Annotated in this window: 15 protein-coding genes; 9 read left to right on the top strand and 6 right to left on the bottom strand. The window is 73.6% G+C overall.

Translation table 11 applies throughout. The features are described from left to right. Positions 1–127 precede the first annotated feature (127 nt). From scy to M4D82_RS22955, 6 genes are all read left to right on the top strand, one after another. Complete coding sequence (gene scy / locus M4D82_RS22980) at positions 128–4,717, top strand: polarized growth protein Scy (RefSeq protein WP_249767841.1); 4,590 nt, start codon at positions 128–130, stop codon at positions 4,715–4,717. 194 nt (positions 4,718–4,911) lie between these two features. Then, entirely contained in the window at positions 4,912–5,850 is a 939-nt protein-coding gene (locus M4D82_RS22975) for a coiled-coil domain-containing protein (protein ID WP_249767840.1), read from the top strand. Between the two features lie 85 nt (positions 5,851–5,935). Then, on the top strand, positions 5,936–6,955 hold the full coding sequence (locus M4D82_RS22970) for an ABC transporter ATP-binding protein (RefSeq protein ID WP_249767839.1): 1,020 nt from the start codon (positions 5,936–5,938) through the stop codon (positions 6,953–6,955). A 2-nt stretch (positions 6,956–6,957) separates the two neighbouring features. Then, positions 6,958–7,734 carry an ABC-2 transporter permease family protein gene (locus tag M4D82_RS22965; RefSeq protein WP_502989085.1) on the top strand — a complete coding sequence of 259 codons (777 nt, stop codon included), beginning with the start codon at positions 6,958–6,960 and terminating at the stop codon, positions 7,732–7,734. 137 nt (positions 7,735–7,871) lie between these two features. Next, a complete protein-coding gene (locus tag M4D82_RS22960; RefSeq protein ID WP_249767837.1) occupies positions 7,872–9,047 on the top strand; it encodes an ABC transporter ATP-binding protein in 1,176 nt (391 codons plus the stop codon). Continuing rightward, the gene (locus M4D82_RS22955; protein WP_249767836.1) at positions 9,044–9,874 is read left to right on the top strand and encodes an ABC transporter permease; all 831 of its coding nucleotides are present in this window, start codon (positions 9,044–9,046) and stop codon (positions 9,872–9,874) included. Before M4D82_RS22960 ends, M4D82_RS22955 begins: the two co-directional genes overlap by 4 nt. 62 nt (positions 9,875–9,936) lie before the next feature. Here M4D82_RS22955 and M4D82_RS22950 read toward each other — a convergent pair whose 3' ends face one another. The 4 genes from M4D82_RS22950 to M4D82_RS22935 all read right to left on the bottom strand — a co-directional run bounded on the left by M4D82_RS22950 (position 9,937) and on the right by M4D82_RS22935 (position 14,064). Next, on the bottom strand, positions 9,937–11,532 hold the full coding sequence (locus M4D82_RS22950; RefSeq protein WP_249767835.1) for an alpha/beta hydrolase: 1,596 nt from the start codon (positions 11,530–11,532) through the stop codon (positions 9,937–9,939). A 170-nt stretch (positions 11,533–11,702) separates the two neighbouring features. Beyond that, a complete protein-coding gene (locus M4D82_RS22945) occupies positions 11,703–12,971 on the bottom strand; it encodes a sensor histidine kinase (RefSeq protein WP_249767834.1) in 1,269 nt (422 codons plus the stop codon). Then, complete coding sequence (locus tag M4D82_RS22940; protein ID WP_249767833.1) at positions 12,968–13,639, bottom strand: response regulator transcription factor; 672 nt, start codon at positions 13,637–13,639, stop codon at positions 12,968–12,970. Before M4D82_RS22940 ends, M4D82_RS22945 begins: the two co-directional genes overlap by 4 nt. Before the next feature lie 98 nt (positions 13,640–13,737). Next, positions 13,738–14,064, bottom strand: coding sequence for an Rv1322 family protein (locus M4D82_RS22935; protein ID WP_249767832.1), 327 nt, complete (start codon positions 14,062–14,064; stop codon positions 13,738–13,740). Between the two features lie 244 nt (positions 14,065–14,308). Between M4D82_RS22935 and M4D82_RS22930 the strand changes: the two genes are divergently transcribed. Continuing rightward, complete coding sequence (locus M4D82_RS22930) at positions 14,309–15,340, top strand: LLM class flavin-dependent oxidoreductase (RefSeq protein WP_249767831.1); 1,032 nt, start codon at positions 14,309–14,311, stop codon at positions 15,338–15,340. 92 nt (positions 15,341–15,432) lie between these two features. Here the strand turns inward: M4D82_RS22930 and M4D82_RS22925 are convergent, their stop codons facing one another. Further along, on the bottom strand, positions 15,433–15,825 hold the full coding sequence (locus tag M4D82_RS22925; protein ID WP_249767830.1) for an SCO5389 family protein: 393 nt from the start codon (positions 15,823–15,825) through the stop codon (positions 15,433–15,435). A 219-nt stretch (positions 15,826–16,044) separates the two neighbouring features. Here M4D82_RS22925 and nucS point away from each other — a divergent pair, with 219 nt between their 5' ends. Next, positions 16,045–16,716 carry an endonuclease NucS gene (gene nucS / locus M4D82_RS22920; RefSeq protein WP_249767829.1) on the top strand — a complete coding sequence of 224 codons (672 nt, stop codon included), beginning with the start codon at positions 16,045–16,047 and terminating at the stop codon, positions 16,714–16,716. On the opposite strand, the gene M4D82_RS22915 is transcribed toward nucS, so the two are convergent. Further along, positions 16,610–18,796 (bottom strand): ATP-binding protein, encoded by a 2,187-nt coding sequence (locus tag M4D82_RS22915; RefSeq protein WP_249767828.1) that lies wholly within the window; start codon positions 18,794–18,796, stop codon positions 16,610–16,612. The genes nucS and M4D82_RS22915 overlap by 107 nt on opposite strands. Positions 18,797–18,799: 3 nt before the next feature. Between M4D82_RS22915 and M4D82_RS22910 the strand changes: the two genes are divergently transcribed. Continuing rightward, positions 18,800–19,285: a hypothetical protein gene (locus M4D82_RS22910; RefSeq protein ID WP_249767827.1), complete on the top strand. Its 486-nt coding sequence runs from the start codon at positions 18,800–18,802 to the stop codon at positions 19,283–19,285. The last annotated feature ends 202 nt before the right edge of the window (positions 19,286–19,487 follow it).

The following is a 19,487-nucleotide window of genomic DNA, read 5'->3' as shown; positions in this document are numbered from 1 at the left end:
GAGACGGGGTCGGGGCCTGTGACCCCTGCCCCGGTATCTGACACCATTCCCCGGGGGCGTCGTTCAGCGGGCGAGCGATGCTCATTTGGAAATGAGCTTGCGACCAGGGGACGGATGGGACCGCGCTGTGCGGGGCTACGAAAGCCAGGAGAGCCATCAGGCCGAGGCCGACCATCTCTCGCGCTTCGAGGCCGAGATGGAGCGGCTGAAGAAGGAGCGCGGGAAGGCCGTCCAGCACGCCGAAGACCTCGGATACCAGGTCGAGGTGTTGCGCGCCAAGCTCCATGAGGTGCGCCGGGCCCTGGCGTCCCGTCCCGCCTACGACGGCGCGGACATGGGCTACCAGGCGGAGCAGCTGCTCCGCAACGCCCAGATCCAGGCCGACCAGATGCGTTCGGACGCCGAGCGCGAGCTGCGCGACGCCCGTGCGCAGACGCAGCGGATCCTCCAGGAGCACGCCGAGCACCAGGCGCGCCTGCAGGCCGAACTGCACGCCGAGGCCGTCAACCGCCGCCAGCGCCTGGACCAGGAACTCAACGAGCGCCGCCAGACCGTCGAGGCGCACGTCAACGAGAACGTCGCCTGGGCCGAGCAACTGCGCGCCCGGACCGAGTCCCAGGCCCGCCGGCTCATGGACGAGTCCCGCGCCGAGGCCGAGCAGGCGCTGAACGCCGCCCGCGCCGAGGCCGCCCGGACCGCCGAGGAGGCCCGCCGCCGGCTCGCCGCCGACGCCGAGGCCGCCCGCGGCGAGGCCGAGGCCACGCTACTGCGCGCCCGCAAGGAGGCCGAACGGCTGCTGGCCGCCGCCTCCGCGCAGGCCCAGGAGGCCACCGAGCACGCGGAGCGGCTGCGCAGCACCACCACCGCCGAGGCCGAGCAGACCCGTCAGCAGACCATGGACCTCGGCCGGGTGGCCGAGTCCCGCGTGCAGGAGGCGGACAACGCCCTGCGCGTCGCCCGCGCCGAGGCCGAGTCCCTCCTCGCGGAGGCCAAGGAGAGCGCCGCACGTCAGCTCGCCTCCGTCGAGTCCGTCAACGAGCAGCGCACCCGCACCGCGAAGGAGCAGGTCGCCCGGCTGGTCGGCGAGGCCACCAAGGAGTCCGAGGCCCTCAAGGCCGAGGCCGAACAGGCCCTGGCCGACGCCCGCGCCGAGGCCGAGCGGCTGCGTACGGAGGCCGGCGAGCAGGCCCGTGCCGCCGCCGCCGAGGACACGGCGGCGCAGCTGGCGAAGGCCGCCCGGACCGCCGAGGACGTACTGAACAAGGCCTCGGAGGACGCTCGGGCCACCACCCGCGCCGCGTCCGAGGAGGCCGAACGCATCCGCCGCGAGGCGGAGGCGGAGGCCGAGCGGCTGCGCGCCCAGGCGGCGGCCACGGCCGACGAGCTCAAGGGCGCGGCGAAGGACGACACCGAGGAGTACCGGGCCCGTACGGTCGAACTCCAGGAGGAGGCCCGCCGGCTGCGCGGCGAGGCCGAACAGCTGCGCGCGGAGGCCGTCGCCGAGGGCGAGCGGATCCGCGGCGAGGCCCGCCGCGAGGCGGTCCAGCAGATCGAGGAGGCGGCCCGGACCGCCGAGGAGCTGCTCGGCAAGGCGAAGTCGGACGCCGACGAACTGCGCGCCGGCGCCACCGCCGAGAGCGAGCGGGTCCGCGCCGAGGCCGTCGAGCGGGCCACGACCCTGCGCCGGCAGGCCGAGGAGACCCTGGAGCGCACCCGGGCGGAGGCCGAACGGCTGCGCGCCGAGGCCGAGGAGCGGGCCGAGGCCCTGGCCGAGGAGACGGACGCGACCCTGCGCGCCCGGCGCGAGGAGACCGAACAGGCCCTGGCCGCGAAGCGGGCGGAGGCCGACACCGAGCTGGTCCGGCTGCACACGGAGGCCGAGGACCGGCTCGCGTCGGCCGAGCAGACGCTGCGCGAGGCCCGCGCGGCGGCGGAGAGCATCCGCAGGGAGACCACCGAGGAGAACGACCGGCTGCGCGCCGAGTCGGCGGAACGCATCCGCACCCTCCAGAGCCAGTCGGAGGCGGAGGCCGACCAACTGCGCACGGAGGCCGCGGACGACGCGGGCCGGGTGCGGGCGGAGGCCGAGCAGGTCGCCGTACGGCTGCGCGCGGAGGCCGAGGCGGAGTCGGAGCGGGTGCGCACCGAGGCCCAGGAGACCGCGGACCGGCTGCGCGCGGAGGCGAAGGCCGCCGCCGAGCGGGTCGCGCAGGAGGCCGCGGAGGCGCTGGCCGCCGCCCAGGAGGAGGCCGCTCGGCGTCGTCGGGAGGCCGAGGAGACCCTGTCGGCGGCCCGTACGGACGCGGGCAACGAGCGGGCGCAGGCCCGCGAGCAGAACGAGGAGCTGCTGGCGCAGGCCCGCAAGCGCTCGGAGGAGGCGCAGGCCGAGGCGACCCGCCTCACCGAGGAGGCGGAGCGTCGCGCCTCCGAGCTGGTCGCGGCGGCCGAGGCCACCGCCCAGCAGGTGCGCGACTCCGTGGCCGGGCTGCACGAGCAGGCCGAGGAGGAGGTCGCCGGGCTGCGCAGCGCCGCCGAGCACGCGGCGGAGCGTACGCGTACGCAGGCCGAGGAGGAGGCGGACCGGGTCCGCGCCGACGCCCACGCCGAGCGCGAGCGCGCCGCCGAGGACGCGGCCCGCGTGCGCAGCGAGGCCCGCGTCGAGACGGACGCGGCGAAGGCGCTGGCCGAGCGGACGGTCGGCGACGCGATCGCGGAGGCCGAGCAGCTGCGCGCCGACACGGCCGAATACGCGCAGCGGGTGCGTACGGAGGCGACGGACGCGCTGGCGGCCTCCGAGCGGGACGCGGCGCGTACCCGGGCGGACGCCCGCGACGACGCGAACCGGATCCGCGGCGAGGCGGCGGAGTCCCTGGAGGCCTCGCGCGCCGAGGGCGCCCGGATCGTGGCCGACGCGACCTCGGAGGCCGAGCGCCTCACCGAGGAGACCCGCGCCGCGAACGCCGTCACCGTCGCCGAGGCGGCGGCGGAGGCCGAACGGCTCACCGCGGAGGCGATGGAGGCGGCGGACGCCACCCGCGCCGAGGCCGCGGGCACCCTGGACGAGGCGCGCGCGGAGGGCAACCGGCTGCGCAGCGAGGCCGCCGAGCAGGCGGACCGGCTCATCACCGAGGCGGCCTCCGAGGCGGAGCGCCTCACGGAGGAGACCCGCGCGGCGAACGCGGCCACCGTCGGGGAGGCCGCGGCGGAGGCCGAGCGCCTCACGACCGAGGCGGCGCGCGTCCTGGAGGAGGCGCGGGCGCGGGCGGAGGCCCTCACGGCGCAGGCGGCCGACACCCTGGCCGCCGCCGAGCGGGACTCGGCGCGGATCCTGGTGGAGTCCCGCGCGGAGGGCGACCGGCTCGTCGAGGAGACCCGCGCGGCCAACGAGCGTACGGTCGGCGAGGCCGCGGCCGAGGCCGAGCGGCTCGTCGCGGAGGCGACGCGGACGCTGGAGGAGGCGCGCGCCGAGGGCGGTCGGATCATCGGCGACGCCACCGCGGAGGCGGAGCGGGTCACGATCGCGGCCCAGGAGACCCTGGCCGCCGCCGAGCGGGACGCCGAGCAGACGCTCGACGAGGCCCGTACAGAGGCCGGCCGGCAGCGTACGGAGGCGGCCGAGCAGGCGGACCGGCTCATCACCGAGGCGGCGTCCGAGGCGGACAAGCTCACCGAGCGGACCCGCAAGGACAACGAGCGCACGGTCGGCGAGGCCCACGCCGAGGCCGAGCGGCTGCGCGCCGAGGCGGCGGAGGCGCTGGCCTCCGCGCAGGAGCACGCGACGCGTACCCGGTCGGAGGCCGAGCGGGTCAAGTCCGAGGCGGCCACCGAGGCGGAGCGGACGCGTACGCAGGCCCGTACGGAGGCCGAGCGGCAGCTCGACGAGGCGCGCGAGGCGGCCAACAAGCGGCGTACGGAGGCGGCCGAGCAGGTCGACCGGCTCATCACGGAGGCGGCGGCGGAGGCCGACAAGCTCACCTCCGACGCGGCCCGCAAGGCGCTGGCCGCGACCACGGCCGCCGAGGAGCAGGCCGACGCGATGGTCGACGCGGCCCGCAAGGAGGCCGCGCGCATCACCTCGGAGGCGACCGTCGAGGGCAACTCCGTGGTGGAGAAGGCCCGTACGGACGCCGACGAGCTGCTGGTCGGGGCGCGTACGGACGCCGCCGCCATAAGGGAGCGGGCCGAAGAGCTGCGCACCCGGGTGGAGTCCGAGGTCGAGGAGCTGCACGAGCGGGCCCGTCGGGAGTCGGCCGAGCAGATGAAGTCGGCCGGCGAGCGCGTGGACAAGCTGGTGCGGGCGGCGACCGAGCAGAGCGTCGAGGCCGAGGCGAAGGCCAAGGCGCTGGTGTCGGACGCGAGCAGCGAGGCGAGCAAGGTCCGGATCGCCGCCGTGCGCAAGGCGGAGGCGCTCCTCAAGGAGGCGGAGCAGAAGAAGGCGGAGCTGGCGCGGGAGGCCGAGCGGGCGCTCGCGGAGGCGAAGGCGGAGGCGGAGCAACTGGTCGAGGAGGGGCGGCGCGAGCTGGAGGTCCTGGTGCGCAGGCGCGAGGACATTCAGGCGGAGATCTCCCGTGTCCAGGACGTTCTTGAGGCGTTGGAATCTTTCGAGGCACCTTCGGGTGGCGGTAAGCCCGTGATCGGCGGCCAGGGCGCGGGGGGCGTGAAGGCCGGCGCGACAGCGGGTTCCACTCGTTCGGGTGGTAAGTCGTCAGAGGGGTAGTCAGACGGCGTGGATGTGTGCTCCAGATGGAGGTCAAGCGAAGGAGTGACAAGCATTCCGTCGCCTCGCCACTCAAAAGGGGTGTCATTGTCCAGGGCAAATGCGGATTGACTCGATGACACGCCGCCTGGGCGCCTAGGATTCCCCTTAACACCTCACGTAGCACCTCATCGGTCTCATTCGACAGGAACCCCATGAGCGACACTTCCTCCCCCTTCGGCTTCGAGCTCGTGCGGCGTGGTTACGACCGCGGTCAGGTGGACGACCGCATCACCAAGCTGGTCTCCGACCGCGACAGCGCACTGGGACGTATCAACTCTCTGGAAAAGCGGATCGAGGAGCTGCACCTCGAAACGCAGAACGCCCAGGCACAGGTGACCGACGCCGAGCCGTCGTACGCCGGCCTCGGTGCCCGGGTCGAGAAGATCCTGCGACTGGCCGAGGAGGAGGCGAAGGACCTGCGCGAGGAGGCCCGTCGCGCGGCCGAGCAGCACCGCGAGCTGGCCGAGTCGGCCGCCCAGCAGGTGCGCAACGACGCGGAGTCGTTCGCGGCGGACCGCAAGTCGAAGGCGGAGGACGAGGGCGTCCGCATCGTCGAGAAGGCCAAGGGTGACGCGTCCACCCTGCGCGCCGAGGCGCAGAAGGACGCCGCCTCCAAGCGCGAGGAGGCCGACGCCCTCTTCGAGGAGACCCGCGCCAAGGCCGCCCAGGCCGCCGCGGACTTCGAGACCAACCTGGCCAAGCGCCGCGAGCAGTCCGAGCGCGATCTGGCCTCGCGTCAGCAGAAGGCCGAGAAGCGCCTCGCGGAGATCGAGCACCGCGCCGAGCAGCTGCGCCTGGAGGCCGAGAAGCTGCGTACGGACGCCGAGCGTCGGGCCCGTCAGACGGTGGAGACCGCGCAGCGTCAGGCCGAGGACATCGTCGCCGACGCCAACGCCAAGGCCGACCGCATCCGCAGCGAGTCCGAGCGCGAGCTGGCGGCGCTCACCAACCGCCGCGACTCCATCAACGCGCAGCTGACGAACGTCCGCGAGATGCTGGCGACGCTGACGGGCGCGGCCGTGGCCGCCGCCGGCTCCCCGATCGACGACGAGCCGGTCACCCGTGGGGTCCCGGCGCAGCAGAGCCGCTAGTTCATCTCCGGAAATCCTCGGAGTGTGGGCCGTATGTCACCCGTTCGAGGTGGCGTACGGCCCTCGGCCGTTCTAGCGTGGCCGCATGATCGAGCTTGAGGGCCTTACGAAACGATTCGGCGCGAAGACCGCCGTGGACAACCTCAGCTTCCAGGTCAGACCGGGGGTGGTGACCGGCTTCCTCGGCCCCAACGGGGCAGGCAAGTCCACGACCATGCGCATGATGCTCGACCTCGACAACCCGACCAGCGGTACGGTCCGGATCGACGGCAAGCACTACCGGGACCTGCCGGAGCCGCTGAAGTACATCGGTGCGCTGCTGGACGCGAAAGCCATGAACGGCGGTCGCAGCGCTTACAACAACCTTCTGTGCCTGGCCCAGTCGAACCGGATTCCGCAGCGGCGGGTCGCCGAGGTGCTGGAGCTGGTCGGACTCACGTCCGTGGCGAAGAAGAAGTCGAAAGGATTTTCGCTCGGGATGGGGCAGAGGCTGGGAATCGCCTCCGCGCTGCTCGGTGATCCGGAGATCCTGATGTTCGACGAACCCGTCAATGGTCTGGACCCGGAGGGAATTCTCTGGATCCGCAATCTCATGAAGGGACTGGCGTCGGAGGGAAGAACGATCTTCGTCTCCTCGCACCTCATGAGTGAAATGGCGCTGACCGCAGACCATTTGGTGGTGATCGGACAGGGAAAGCTCCTCGCCGACCTGTCGATGTCCGATTTCATCCAGCAGAACTCCCGCAGTTACGTCCGGCTGCGCTCGCCGCAGCAGGAGCGGCTGAAGGACGTACTGCACGAGGCGGGGATCAACGCGATCAGCGTGCCGGGCACGGGCGCCCTGGAGATCGACGGTGTCGGCTCCGAGCGGCTCGGTGAACTGGCCGCCCAGCACCAGATCGTGCTGCACGAACTCAGCCCGCAGCGGGCTTCACTGGAGGAAGCGTTCATGCGCATGACGGCGGATTCCGTCGAGTACCACGCCCACGCGCCGGGCGAGTTCGTGGCGCCCGTCCCGGGTGGGGCGTTGGACAACCCGGCCCGACCGGCCGACGTACCCGCCTGGGGCGCCGGCTTCGACGCGGTGCGCAAGGCAGGCGAGTGACCGTGGCCTTCTCCGCCGTCCTGCGGTCCGAGTGGACCAAGATCCGTACCGTCGCCTCCACGAGCTGGACCCTGGCCTCGGCCCTGGTCGTCACCGTCGGGATCAGCTCCGCGCTGTGCGGCTTCATCGCCTCCAACTTCGAGGGCATGCCCAAGGAGCAGCAGGTCAGTTTCGACCCGACGCTCTCCAGCTTCGCCGGGATGTCCCTCGGGCAGCTGGCGATGATCGTCTTCGGCGTGCTGGTGGTCGGCAGCGAGTACAGCTCGGGGATGATCCGCACCTCGCTGGCGGCCGTACCGGCACGGGCGAGCTTCCTCTTCGGCAAGCTCACCGTCGCCACCGCGCTGGCCCTGGTCGTCGGCCTCGCGACCAGCTTCCTGTCCTTCTTCATGGGGCAGGCCATCCTCGGCGACCACAGCATCGGCATCGGTGAGGACAACGTCCTGCGCGCGGTGATCGGCGCCGGCTTCTACATGGCGCTCATCGCGCTGTTCTCGATGGGCTTCACCGCGATCCTGCGCAGCCCCATGCTGGCGCTCGGCATCCTGATGCCGTTCTTCTTCCTGGTCTCGAACATCCTCGGGGCGGTGTCCGCCACCCGCAAGGTGGCCCAGTACTTCCCCGACCAGGCGGGCTCCCGGATCATGCAGGTCGTGCCCGGCGGCATGGACGGCCCGGAGACCCCCTACGGCCCGTGGGGCGGACTCGGGATCATGCTCCTGTGGGTCGTGGCCTCCGTGCTCGGCGGCTACCTCGTCCTGAAGAGGCGCGACGCCTGACCCGTCTCCGGGTGATCCCCGGGTCGGATCTCAGGGTGACATCGGGGATCCGACCCGGGAGGGAACCGCGGGCGGCTCGATATCCTCTTAAGGCTTACGCGGACGAGAGCCGTCCGGGCCTGGCAAGGGGCAGCACGATGATCGAGGCAGTCGACCTGACCAAGCGCTTCGGCGCCAAGACCGCGGTCGACGGGCTCTCGTTCCAGGTCAAGCCGGGTCACGTGACCGGCTTCCTGGGGCCCAACGGCTCCGGCAAATCCACCACCATGCGCATGATCCTCGGCCTCGACCGGCCGACGTCCGGTCATGTCACGATCAACGGCCTGCCCTTCCGGGAGCTGCCGAACGCCCAGCGCCACGTCGGCGCCCTGCTCGACGCCAAGGCCGTGCACGGCGGCCGTCGGGCCCGCACGCACCTGCTGTCGATCGCCCAGCTCTCCGGGATCCCCGAGAAGCGGGTGGACGAGGTGCTGGGCGTCGTCGGGCTCCGGGACGTGGCCCGGCAGCGCGCGAAGGGCTTCTCGCTCGGCATGGGCCAGCGGCTCGGCATCGCCGCCGCCCTGCTGGGCGACCCCCAGGTGCTGCTGTTCGACGAACCGGTCAACGGCCTCGACCCCGAGGGCATCCTCTGGGTGCGCAACCTCATGCGCCACCTCGCCTCCGAGGGCCGGACCGTCTTCGTCTCCTCGCACCTGATGAGCGAGATGGCCCTCACCGCCGACCACCTGATCGTGATCGGCCGCGGCCGGCTGCTCGCCGACATGAGCACCCAGGACTTCATCACGCACAACTCGGCCGGTTTCGCGCGGGTGCGCGCCGCCGACGGGGAGCCCGGCGGCCGGGCCGCCCTCGGCACCGCCCTGACCAAGGCCGGCGGCCGCGTCCTCCAGGAACCCGACGGTGCGCTGCGGGTGACCGGGCTGGAGCTGCCCCGGATCAGCGACGTGGCCCACGAGGCGGGCGTCCGGCTGTGGGAGCTGTCGCCGCACCGGGCCTCGCTGGAGGAGGCGTACATGCGGATGACCCAGTCCTCCCTTGAGTACACCTCCACCGAGGACCCCCGCGCCGAGCTGTGGGAGCCCGAGCCGATGGCCCTGCCGGAGTGGGAGGAGGAGCCGGCCCCCGAGGTCACCGGCGAGACGGCGGCGAGCTTCTTCGCTCCCCCGCCGCCCGGGGCGGGCGCCCGGCCCTTCCTGATGCCGAACACCCCCGGCGAGCTCGCGCAGGCCGACAGCCGAGGGACCGCAGAGACCACAGAGACCGCCGACACGCCCGCGCACGCGACCGCGCACGCCCCCGAGGACCCCCGATGACCGGCCCCACGCCCACCACCGGGACCTACAGCTCCCCGCTGCCCACCCCCCGGCCGCACCTGGGCCACGCCCTGGCCTCGGAGTGGACGAAGCTGATCTCCGTACGCTCCACCCTGTGGACGCTCGGCTCCCTGGTGGCGCTGGTCGTCGGCGTCGGCCTGATCGCGGTGCTCCAGACCCGCTCCCAGGACTACACCTCCATCCCCTTCACCGGTCCCGCCCTCTTCGGGCTGATGGTCGGACAGCTGGCGGTGATGGTCCTCGGGGTGCTGACGATCTCCTCGGAGCACGGCACCGGCCTGATCCGCACCACCTTCACCGCCGCCCCCGAGCGGCTGCGGGTGCTCACCGCGAAGTACCTGGTCTTCGGCGCCGTCGCCTTCGCGGTCATCCTCGCGTCGGTCGGCGTCGTCGGTCTCGCCGCCGCCCTCGTGCACAACGGGCCCACCGCCGGGTCGCACGGCTGGGACGAGTGGGCGGGCGCGCTGGCCGGTTCCTTCTACGTCACCCTGCTCGGCGTGCTCGCGCTCGCCGTCGGGGCCCTCGTCCGGCACTCGGCCGGGGGAATCGCCGTGATGCTGGGCGTGGTCACCCTGCCGCCCGTGCTCGGCGGGATACTGACCGTCTGGCCGGCCACCGAATCCCTGGGGACGACGGTGCTCCGCTACAACGCTCCCGTCGCCCTGTTCGAGCTGTTCGGGGTCCAGAGCAGCGAGGAGCCGGGCACCACCATGCCGAGCGACCTCGCCCAGCTGTCGCTGCTCGTGGCGGTGACGGCGGCGGCGGTGGCCGCCTCGTACGTCGTGGTCGGGCGCCGGGACGTCTGAGCCCCTGACAGCCGGGGCTGAGCCCAGGTGGTGGAACGCCGCCACCTACTGGTCCGGGCCGCCTAACAGGACGTTCCGGCGGGCACGGGTTCGAGGTGGACGAGGTAGCGGTCCACGGCGTTGGTCACGCAACTGTTGCCACGTCCGTAGGCGGTGTGGCCCAGACCGTCGAAGGTCAGCAGCATGCCGCCGGGGAGCTGGGCCGCGAGGCTGCGGGCGTCTTCGTACGGGGTCGCCGCGTCGCCGGTGGTGCCGACCACGAGGACGGGCGGCAGGCCGTCGGCCCTGACGCGGTGTGGGGTGGTCGGCCCCGCGGGCCAGGTGCGGCAGGGGAGTTCGGCCAGGACGATCGATGTGCCGAAGGCACCTGACTCCTGGTGGGCGCGGTCGAGGACGTCCCAGTACGCCTGCGGGTCGGTCGGGTGGGGTACGTCGAGGCAGTTGACGGCCGGCAGGACATCCGCGGTGTTGTCGCGCGGCGCCGGGTCCGAGGAGTCCGACGGGGGCGGGGTGGTCGAGTCGGTCGAGCTGTCGGGGTCGGGCGAGGTGTCGGAGCCGTCGCTCTGCACGGACGCGCTCTTCCTGGCCATGGCGGCCAGCTTGGTGCCGTCGCCGCGGTGTGCGGCGCTCAGCCCCTCGGACAGCTCGCGCCACTGGTCTTCCGGCGTGTACATCGACATGGTGACGGCCGTGTGCAGGGTGGTCTCGTCGAGCTGTTCGGCGCTGCCCTTCACCGGGAGCGGGCGCCGCGCCACCTTCGCGTACAGGTCGGCCACGAGCGTGCGGATCCTGTCCGGGGTGCCGGCCGGGCAGCTCGGTCCGGCGACCTTCGCGCAGTTGTCCGCGTAGTCGTCGACGGCCCTGCGGAAGGCCCGTCCGCTGCTGAGGGCCTGGGTGGACCAGTCGTGCGCGGGGTCGACGGCGGCGTCGAGGACCATCGCGCGCACGCGGTGCGGGAACTGTTCGGCGTACACCGTCCCCAGGTAGGTGCTGTACGACCAGCCGATGTAGGTCAGCCGGTCCTCGCCGAGGGCCGCCCGCAGGACGTCCAGGTCGCGGGCGGCGTCCAGGGTGCCGAGGTGCGGCAGCAGGTCACCGCTGCGGGCCCGGCAGTCGGCGGCGGAGCGGTCCGCGTCCGCCAGGGCGGCCCGGCGTTCGGCGTCGGTGCGCGGGAAGAGCGGCTTCGGCGCGTCCGCGGCTGCCCCGCCGGTCCTGCCGTGAGGGGTGTCCGCAGGAGCGCTCGGGGAAGTGTCCGCGGGAGTGCAATCGACGGCGGGCTCGCTGCCGGCGACGCCGCGCTGGTCGAAGCCGACGACGTCGAAACGCGCCCTCGCCTCTTTGCTGAAGGACCCGATCCCGCCGGACGTCAGGTGCTGCACTCCGGAGACGCCCGGCCCGCCGGGGCCGAAGACGAGCGATCCGACCCGCTGCGCCGGATCGGCGGCGGTCTTCCTGGCCAGCGGCAGGGTGAAGGTCTTCCCGTTCTGCGGTTGGGCGTAGTCCCTCGGGACGGTGAGCGTGGCGCACTGCAGCTCGCCGCAGTCGCTCCAGGCGAGCTTCTGCTGGTAGAACGGGCGCAGCTCGGCCCGGTCAGAGGCTGCCCGCAGGGCCTCCGTGCCGGTCGGGGTACAGCCCGCCAGGGCGCTCGCGGCGAGCACGGCCAATGCCGCTGCCAGGGCGCGCCCCGCCCGTGCACAGCGGTCCCGGTCCGTGCTGCCTATCCTTCGAGCGAAACCGCTCACTGAGTGCTCCGTCCTGCCTTGCGTGTTTCCGTGCAGGAGGGAGCTTGGCTGAGGGAACCTGAGGTTTCGGTGAGGACCGGGGGCGGTCAGGGCCGCTGGTGTACGGGGACGGACAGCACGAAGCGGGCGCCCCCGCGCTCGCCGGCGGTGACGGTGAGCGATCCGCCGTGCGCATGGGCCACCCAGGCCGCGATGGACAGGCCCAGGCCACTGGAGCCGGCGCCGCTGCGGAACCGTTCGAAGAGCGAGTGCGCCTGCTCGGGCGGTACGCCGGGCCCGGCGTCGTCCACGGCCACCTTGCCGTCCGCGCTCACCGTGACCTCGACGTCGGCCGCTTCGCCCGGGGCGTGGCCGTGGGCGAGCGCGTTGCCGAGCAGGTTGGCTACGGCCCGACGCAGCAGTTCCGGGTCGGCGCGGACGATGACCGGTTCGGTGCGGGTGCTCACGTGGTGGCCGTCGGCCGGGACGTCGGTGACGACGGCGTCGACGAGTTGGTCGAGGCGCAGCGGCTGGAGGTCGAGGTCGACCGCTGCGGCCATCAGCCGGGCGCGGGTGAGCAGGCCGTCGACCAGCTCTCCCATCCGGGTCGACAGGCGCAGCGTGCGCCGGAGGACCTCGGTGGGGTCCGCCTCGCCGCGCAGGCCGGTCTCGGCGAGCAGCCGCAGTGAGGCGGCGGGGGTGCGCAGGTCGTGGGCGGCGTCGGCGAGGAAGGCCTCCTGCTGGTCGAGTGCGGTGAGCGCCGGGCGCACCGCCCGCCCGGCCAGCAGCCGGCCGGAGAGCGCGGACAGGACGATCAGGGCGGCGCACGCGGCCGTGATCTCCAGCGTCAGCCGGTCGTGCGCGCTCTGGGGGGCGGAGACGTCGGTGGCCGCGACGACGACACCGGTGGGAACGTCCTCGTCCGGTGGCGCGAGGAAGGACTGGGCGAACAGCCGTACCTGGTGCCCGCCCTGGTCGTAGGAGGTGGCACGGGCGCTGTCCGGAGCGACGGCGGCGGCCTGCGCCACCGCGTTGACGGCGGCGGGCGCCGCGGTGACACAGGGCCGGTGTGCTCGGGCAGCTACGGTGAGCCGGTCCGGTGGGCCGGTCAACAGGGTCACGGCCGGGCAGTCGTAGCCGCCCTCTTTGGGGTCCGGATACAGCAGCGCGCCGTCGTCGCCGGTGCGCAGTTCGGCGACGGCCTCGCGCACGCGCGCCGTCAGGTCGGCGTCGACCTGTCCGCGCCAGGAGGTGTCGTCCGCGTGGACGGCGAGAGCGGCCATGCCGATCAGGGCGACGGCACTGGTCAGGGTGAAGAGCAGGGCGATGCGCCGGCGCAGCCTACGGATGCGGCCCGCCGGGGTCGGCGGTCTCACCCGTCCGACTCCGCGTCCAGACGGTAGCCGACACCCCGGACGGTGTGGATCAGCGGCGGATCGCCGAGCTTGCGGCGCAGCTGGGAGACCAGTACCTCGACGACGTTGGAGTTGGGCTCGGTCAGCTCGTCCCAGCAGCTCTCGATCAGTTCGGCGCGGCGCACCGCCTCCCCGAGGCGGGCGGCCAGCACCTCCAGGACAGCGAACTCCTTGCCGGTCAGGCCCAGCAACACGCCGTCGCGGTGCACCGTACGCCGGGCCGTGTTGATCTCCAGCCCGCCGCAGCGGTGGACCGGCGAGCGGGGGGCCTCGGCCCGCCGGCACAGGCTGCGCACCCGGGCCACCAGCTCCGGTACGGCGAACGGCTTGACCAGGTAGTCGTCGCCGCCGGTCGCGAAGCCTTCGACCCGGTCGGCGACGGTGTCGCGGGCGGTGAGGAACAGCACCGGTACGGTTCGCCCGTCGCGTCGCATGCCCTGGACGTACTCGGCGGAGTCGCCGGACGGCAGCATGCGGTCGAACACGACGCAGCTGTAGTCGTTGACGAAGAGCGCCTCATCTGCGGCCGGAAGATCGCATGCCTCGTCGACGGCCATCCCGCCGCCCCGCAGGGCCGCCACGACCGCGAACCGCAGATCTTCGTCGTCCTCGACCACCAGCACTCGCATGCCGGGCATGCTATCGGCGAGTTCGTCCGTGTACGCCTGGCGACCGTCCGCACCATCTGCAAAGAGGACCACCTCTTGATCACAACCGAATACGCCCCCTAGTACCTGGGCGCGTTGCGGGACCGCTGCACCTTGGAGGTGCGGCGGTCCTTCGCGTTCCAGCAGGCCTTGTGCCAGTGCCGGCGGTCGTCGACGCCGCCGTACTCCGGCCAGGCCACCAGGTGCGGGGTGCCGGAGGGGATCTCCTGGTCGCAGCCCGGACAGCGGTAGCGCTTGCCCGCCGCGGCGGCGCCCGCGACGTGCCGCACCTTCCATTCCTCGCCGAGGTACTCCTCGGTCCGCTCCAGCCCGAACCGGTCGAGGCCGGCGCCGGGTCGTTCGTCCGGAGTCTCGCCGCCCTTGGGGCGGTTGTGGCGCGGTGACACGTATACCTCACGAAGGGGCGGCGGGCAGTGAATTTCTTCCAGACTACGCGCAGCGAACCCGGGTACCCGCAGGGTGTCCGGAGAAGGCCGACCCTGTACGGGAACTGGCCCGACAATCTCAATAACTTTCGTGTCAGGCCGTGCCTTTGGCACGTGTCAGACGTTGTTGCCGGCAGACGTTGATGCCATCAGCGAGTCGGTCCACCTGGGGGAGGCCGCGTCAGCCGCGAGGAGGCTAAGGGCGATGCGCGTAGGAGCGTTTGTACTGGCGGCCCAGTTCCCGGGCCAGGGGCAGGGGGAGGCACTGCACCGCGCGGTGCGGACGGCCGAGGTGGCCGAGGAGGCGGGGCTGGACGCGGTCTGGCTCGCCGAGCACCACTTCGTCCCGTACGGGGTGTGCCCCTCGGCGGTGACCCTGGCGGCGCTGCTGCTGGGCCGGACCCGGCGACTCAGAGTGGGCACGGCGGTGAGCGTCCTGCCGAACACGCACCCGGTGGCCCTCGGGGAACAGACCGCCCTGCTGCACATCACCTCCGGGGGACGGTTCAGCCTCGGGGTGGGTCGGGGCGGGCCATGGGTGGACCTGGAGGTCTTCGGGGCCGGGGTCGAGGCGTACGAGAGCGGCTTCCCGGAGGACCTCGACCTGCTGCGGCGCTGGCTGACCGAGCCGCGCGTGGGGGCGAGCGGCGAGCGGCACGGCTTCCGGGAGGTGGCCGTCGTACCGCGCCCGGCGGAAGCCTTGGAGGAGGACGGAACCGGGCCGGAAGTGATCGTCGCCTGCACCTCGCCGTCAACCGTACGCATGGCCGCGCTCCGGGGGCTGCCGATGCTGCTGGGCATGCACTGCGGCGACGAGGAGAAGGCGGAGCAGGTCGCGCTGTGGCGGCGTACCGCGCTCGCGGCGGGCCACGATCCGCAGCTCGTCCGGTCCGCCGGGCACGTGTCGGCGGGGGTCTGTCAGCTGGCCGACCGCACGGTGGACGCCCGCGAGACCCTGCTCAAGGCGATGCCCGGCTGGTTCCGCCTCGGGCTGGGCGCCCACGTGACGGTGGACGGCCGGACGCGCGCGATGCGCGACCCGGCCGCGTACACGGAGCTGCTGTGCGACCTGCACCCCGTCGGCAGGCCCGAGCTGGCGGCGGAGCGGCTGGCGGCCACGTCGGAGCGCACGGGGATCACCCGCTTCGCGCTGCTGACGGAGGGCTCCGGCGACCTGGCGGCGACGGAGGAGAACGTACGACGCCTCGGCGCGGAGGTACTGCCGCTGCTGGGCTGAACGTGACCGCGGCGGGACCCGGGGCTGCCGGACCAGGGGCTGCCGCTCCGGTGTCAGTCGCACCTCCCGCGACACGGAGCGGCAGCGAAGACCTAGCAGTCGCGCAGTTCCGGCGACTGGTTGAGCAGCTGGCCGCGGATCGAGGTGAACTTGGCGAGCCGGTCGTCCACCGAGGAATCCAGCGGGAACACGGCGACACGGTGGCAGTTCTGGAAGGCCAGGCGCACCCCGAAGTGGCGCTGCAGCGCACCACGTATCGCGTCACTCGCGAGCGCGCGCAGCAGCTGGCCGCGCGCCTGCTCGTTCGGCGGCGGCGTCTGGTTGTCGACGAACTGTCCGCCCTCAACCTCCAGCCGGCCCACCAACGAGCTGATCATCTCCCATGCGTAGGGCAGGGAGGTCCGGACGCAGTCGACGAAAGCGGCTTCGTCGACCTCGCCTCGCTCGGCCTGTTCGAGTAGGGCCGGTGAGACGTCGAGCGACATGGGTTCTCCTCTCGTGACCCCGGCGTTTGGTGTGCCGAAGTCTTACGGGCAGGGAAGGAGGCCGCGACGCAGTGTGCACGCTCGGCAACCTCCCGCTCACCACGGTAGGCGCCCACCGGGTGCCGCACCAGGAGAATGCGCATACAACGCGCCATCGGCGAACGGGGCTTTCAGGGGCGAATCGCGTGGAGGCCTCGCAGTCGAGTAGCGTTGCCGACCATGCGTCTCGTCATTGCCCGCTGCTCCGTCGACTACGCGGGCCGGCTCACCGCCCATCTGCCCTCGGCACCCCGTCTGATCCTCGTGAAGGCCGACGGCAGTGTCTCGATCCACGCGGACGACCGGGCGTACAAACCGCTCAACTGGATGTCGCCTCCGTGCACCCTCAAGGAGGGGAGCGGGGACGAGGCGAACGTCTGGACCGTCGTCAACAAGGCGGGCGAGAAGCTCATCATCACCATGGAGGAAGTCCTCCACGACTCCTCCCACGAGCTGGGCACCGACCCCGGGCTCATCAAGGACGGCGTCGAGGCACACCTCCAAGAGCTGCTCGCCGACCGCATCGACACGCTGGGCGAGGGCTACACCCTGATCCGACGCGAGTACATGACGGCGATCGGCCCCGTCGACATCCTGTGTCGCGACGCGGCGGGCGCGACGGTGGCGGTGGAGATCAAGCGCCGGGGCGAGATCGACGGTGTGGAGCAGCTCACGCGGTACCTGGAACTGCTGAACCGCGATCCGCATCTGGCCCCGGTGCGTGGCGTGTTCGCGGCCCAGGAGATCAAGCCGCAGGCGCGGGTTTTGGCCAATGACCGGGGCATGGACTGCGTGGTGCTCGACTACGACGCCCTGCGCGGCATCGAGGACGACAAGCTCCGCCTGTTCTGATCGGCTCCGGCGTACTGCGGCGTCCGCGGCGCCCGCCGCTCAGGCCGCCGTCCCCGTCGGGGCGGCGGGGGTCTGCGGGGCCGCCGCCGAGGTGGTCGGGGTGTCCGGTTGCGTCGGACCCGCCGTGGACGGAGTCGGGGGCGTGCTCGGCGGCTCGGGGCTGGGCGGGGTCGGCGAGCTCGGCGGGCTCGGCGGCGAGGTGACCGGGCCCGGGGCTTCGGGGTGCCCGGTCCGGGCGGAGCCGGCTTCGTCGCCGGCGGGCGCTGCGGTCCGGGCGTACGCCCCGGCTCGGCCGGCCGCTCCGGCTGCCGCTGCCCACCCGGCTCGGGCGCGGCGGACGGGGCTCCGGGCTCTCCGGGAGCGGGGCGGCGGAGGTCGCCGGCTCCGGTGCGGGATCGTTCCCGCCGCGGCCCGGTTCCCCCGACGCCTCCGGCGGCGGGGTCGAGGACGCCGGCGGGGCCTTGGGCGCCTCCGGGTCACCGGACGCCATCGACAGGCCGACGACCGTGCCGAGCGCCACCACCGTGAGGGCTCCGGCGGCGGCCAACAGCACCGTCCTGGGGCGGCGGCCGGCCGGCTCCGGTCCGGGCCGGCGGGGGTGGCCGGGGGCCGGGGCGGTCATGGGGGTGTTCGGGAAGGCGTCCTCGAACACCTCCGAGAGAGTGGTCGGCGTCGTCGCCGGCCCGGACCCCGGCCGGCCGATCACCGGGGTCACCTGGGTGACGGCCTCCGACGCCGTCCCGAGGGCAGCGACGGGAGCGACGGGCGCAACCGGCGCGACGGGAGCGACGGGCGCGACGGCGGCGTCCGGAGCCGCGGGAAGGGCCGGCGCGACGGGCGCGGCCGACACGGCGGGCGGTACCGGCTTCGTCACGGCCACCGCCGGCGGCTCCAGTCGCAGCGGCGGCGAGACCTTCACGCCCAGCGCCTCGCGGTCGGTGACGAGCGCCAGCGCCCGCCGCCCCGAGACCGTCCCGCGCTTGTCCGCGAGCGCGCCGCGCAGCCCGATCGAGGCCTCCAGCTCGGCGCGGGCCCGGCCGAGGCGGCTCTCGCACAGCGCGAGCACGCCGAGTTCGTGGTGGAAGTACGCCTGCTCGGCGACCTCTCCCGCCTTCCGCGCGGCCTCCGCCCCGGCGCGCAGCACCCGCTCCCACGCCTCCCAGTGCAGGGAGGCCGCGAGGGCCGGCGCGGCCGTGCGGGCCAGCAGGACGGCGGCCACCACATCGGCCCCGGCGAGCGCGGCCAGCACCGCGTCCGCCTCCGCCGCGACCCGTTCCGGGGTCACCGAGGCGTGCCCGGTCCACCAGGCGTAGTGCCGGGCGGCGGTACGGGCCTCCTCGGCGGCGGTGTCCCCGTAGCCGGCCTCCTCCAGCTGTCGGGCGACGCCCTCGGACAGCCGGTAGCGCGGTCCGACGGGGGTGATCAGCCCGCAGCCGAGGAGTTCGGCGACGGCGGTGTCGGCGTGCGTGTCGCCGACCAGCGCCGGCAGGTGGGTGTGGTGCGGGAGTTCCCCGCCCAGCGCGCAGGCGAACCGCAGGGCGGCGCGGGCCGACTCGCTGACGCGGGAGGCGAGCAGCTCGGCGGGGGCCGCGGCCTCGGCGAGGGTGGGCAGCGGTATGGGGGCGGGGTCGCGGGGGCGTTCCTCGAAGACGCCCGGTTCCTCGTCGTCGTCCGCCTCGGGCAGCCGGTTCAGCTCGTCGCGTTGGCGCAGCAGCGCGGCCGCCTGGACGAAGCGCAGCGCCAGGCCCTCGGAGGCGAAGCGCAGGTCCGCCGCCCAGGCCCGTTCCTCGTCGGTCAGGGCGCGACCGGTGGCCGCCTCCAGCAGCAGGACGCATTCGGTCGCGTCGAGCCCGCCGAGGAAGACCTCCTCCAGGTGGGAGTCGTCGGCCGGCGGTTTGGTGTCGGGGCCGGCGACGAGGAGGAAGGCGCACTCGGGGGTGGCGCGCAGCAGCTCGTCGAGGGCGGGGCCGCCGAGTTCCAGGTCGTCGAGGAGCACGATCGCGCCGATGTCGCGGACCCGCGCGAGGAGCTGCGTACGGTCGGGGCGGCGGTCGGTGGTGTCGTAGACGGCGGCGTACAACGCGTGCAGGATCTCGGTCGGCTGGTGCTGCCCGTGGCCGCTGATCCGGACGACCCCGTCGGGCGCGAGGCCGGCGCAGGCGTGGGCGACGGCGTCGAGGAGCGTGGTGCGGCCGGATCCGGCGGGGCCGGTGAGGCGTACGGAGCGGCCGCGGCCGAGGAGGCGTACGAGGCGGTCGCGTTCCTCGACGCGCGAGCGGGGCGGTCGGGCGGGCAGGGGCGGGCCGGGCAGGACGGGCGGTCGCGCGGCGGAGTCCCGGCGGCGCGGGCGGCGGCGCCGCGGCGGGTGGGGCGGTCCGTGCGGCGTTCGCTCCCGGGGCGCAGGGGTTCGATCTCGCTGCCGTCGACGGGGTTGACGGTGAGGGAGAACTCCCCTGCGGTCAGCGTCACCATCCGGGCGGGCGCACCGGCCCCCGGGGACCGCCTCGCGCCGGCGGTCGGGCCGCCGGGTGCCTCGGCGGGCAGGCCCGTGGTGGGCCGCTCGCCCTGATGGGGCTGCCCCTGCGTACGGTCCATGACCAAGTCCCCCGATCGCGTCGCGCGCCGTCGCCGTCCTGTGCCCGGCCGTCGCTCGCTCGCACGTCGCTGTCGCTTCTGGTCCGGTTTCCGCCCGGAGCCTAGACCGTGGACGGGGGCGCGGAAAGCTCAGGGGGTGCCTTCGCCCCCCTACCGTCCGGTTTTCTCCGGATAAT

Origin of the sequence: Streptomyces sp. RerS4 (assembly GCF_023515955.1) — a bacterium.
Taxonomy (GTDB): Bacteria; Actinomycetota; Actinomycetes; order Streptomycetales; family Streptomycetaceae; genus Streptomyces.
Note: the sequence above shows the minus strand (reverse complement) of the source record. Positions and strands in the feature narration are given on the sequence as shown.

What these genes read in the sequence shown, in the direction of transcription:
- M4D82_RS22975 (WP_249767840.1), top strand. Translation starts at nt 4,912, where the DNA reads ATGAGCGACACTTCCTCCCCCTTCGGCTTCGAGCTCGTGCGGCGTGGT.
- M4D82_RS22970 (WP_249767839.1), top strand. Translation starts at nt 5,936, where the DNA reads ATGATCGAGCTTGAGGGCCTTACGAAACGATTCGGCGCGAAGACCGCC.
- M4D82_RS22960 (WP_249767837.1), top strand. Translation starts at nt 7,872, where the DNA reads ATGATCGAGGCAGTCGACCTGACCAAGCGCTTCGGCGCCAAGACCGCG.
- M4D82_RS22955 (WP_249767836.1), top strand. Translation starts at nt 9,044, where the DNA reads ATGACCGGCCCCACGCCCACCACCGGGACCTACAGCTCCCCGCTGCCC.
- M4D82_RS22940 (WP_249767833.1), bottom strand. Translation starts at nt 13,639, where the DNA reads ATGCGAGTGCTGGTGGTCGAGGACGACGAAGATCTGCGGTTCGCGGTC.
- M4D82_RS22930 (WP_249767831.1), top strand. Translation starts at nt 14,309, where the DNA reads ATGCGCGTAGGAGCGTTTGTACTGGCGGCCCAGTTCCCGGGCCAGGGG.
- M4D82_RS22925 (WP_249767830.1), bottom strand. Translation starts at nt 15,825, where the DNA reads ATGTCGCTCGACGTCTCACCGGCCCTACTCGAACAGGCCGAGCGAGGC.
- nucS (WP_249767829.1), top strand. Translation starts at nt 16,045, where the DNA reads ATGCGTCTCGTCATTGCCCGCTGCTCCGTCGACTACGCGGGCCGGCTC.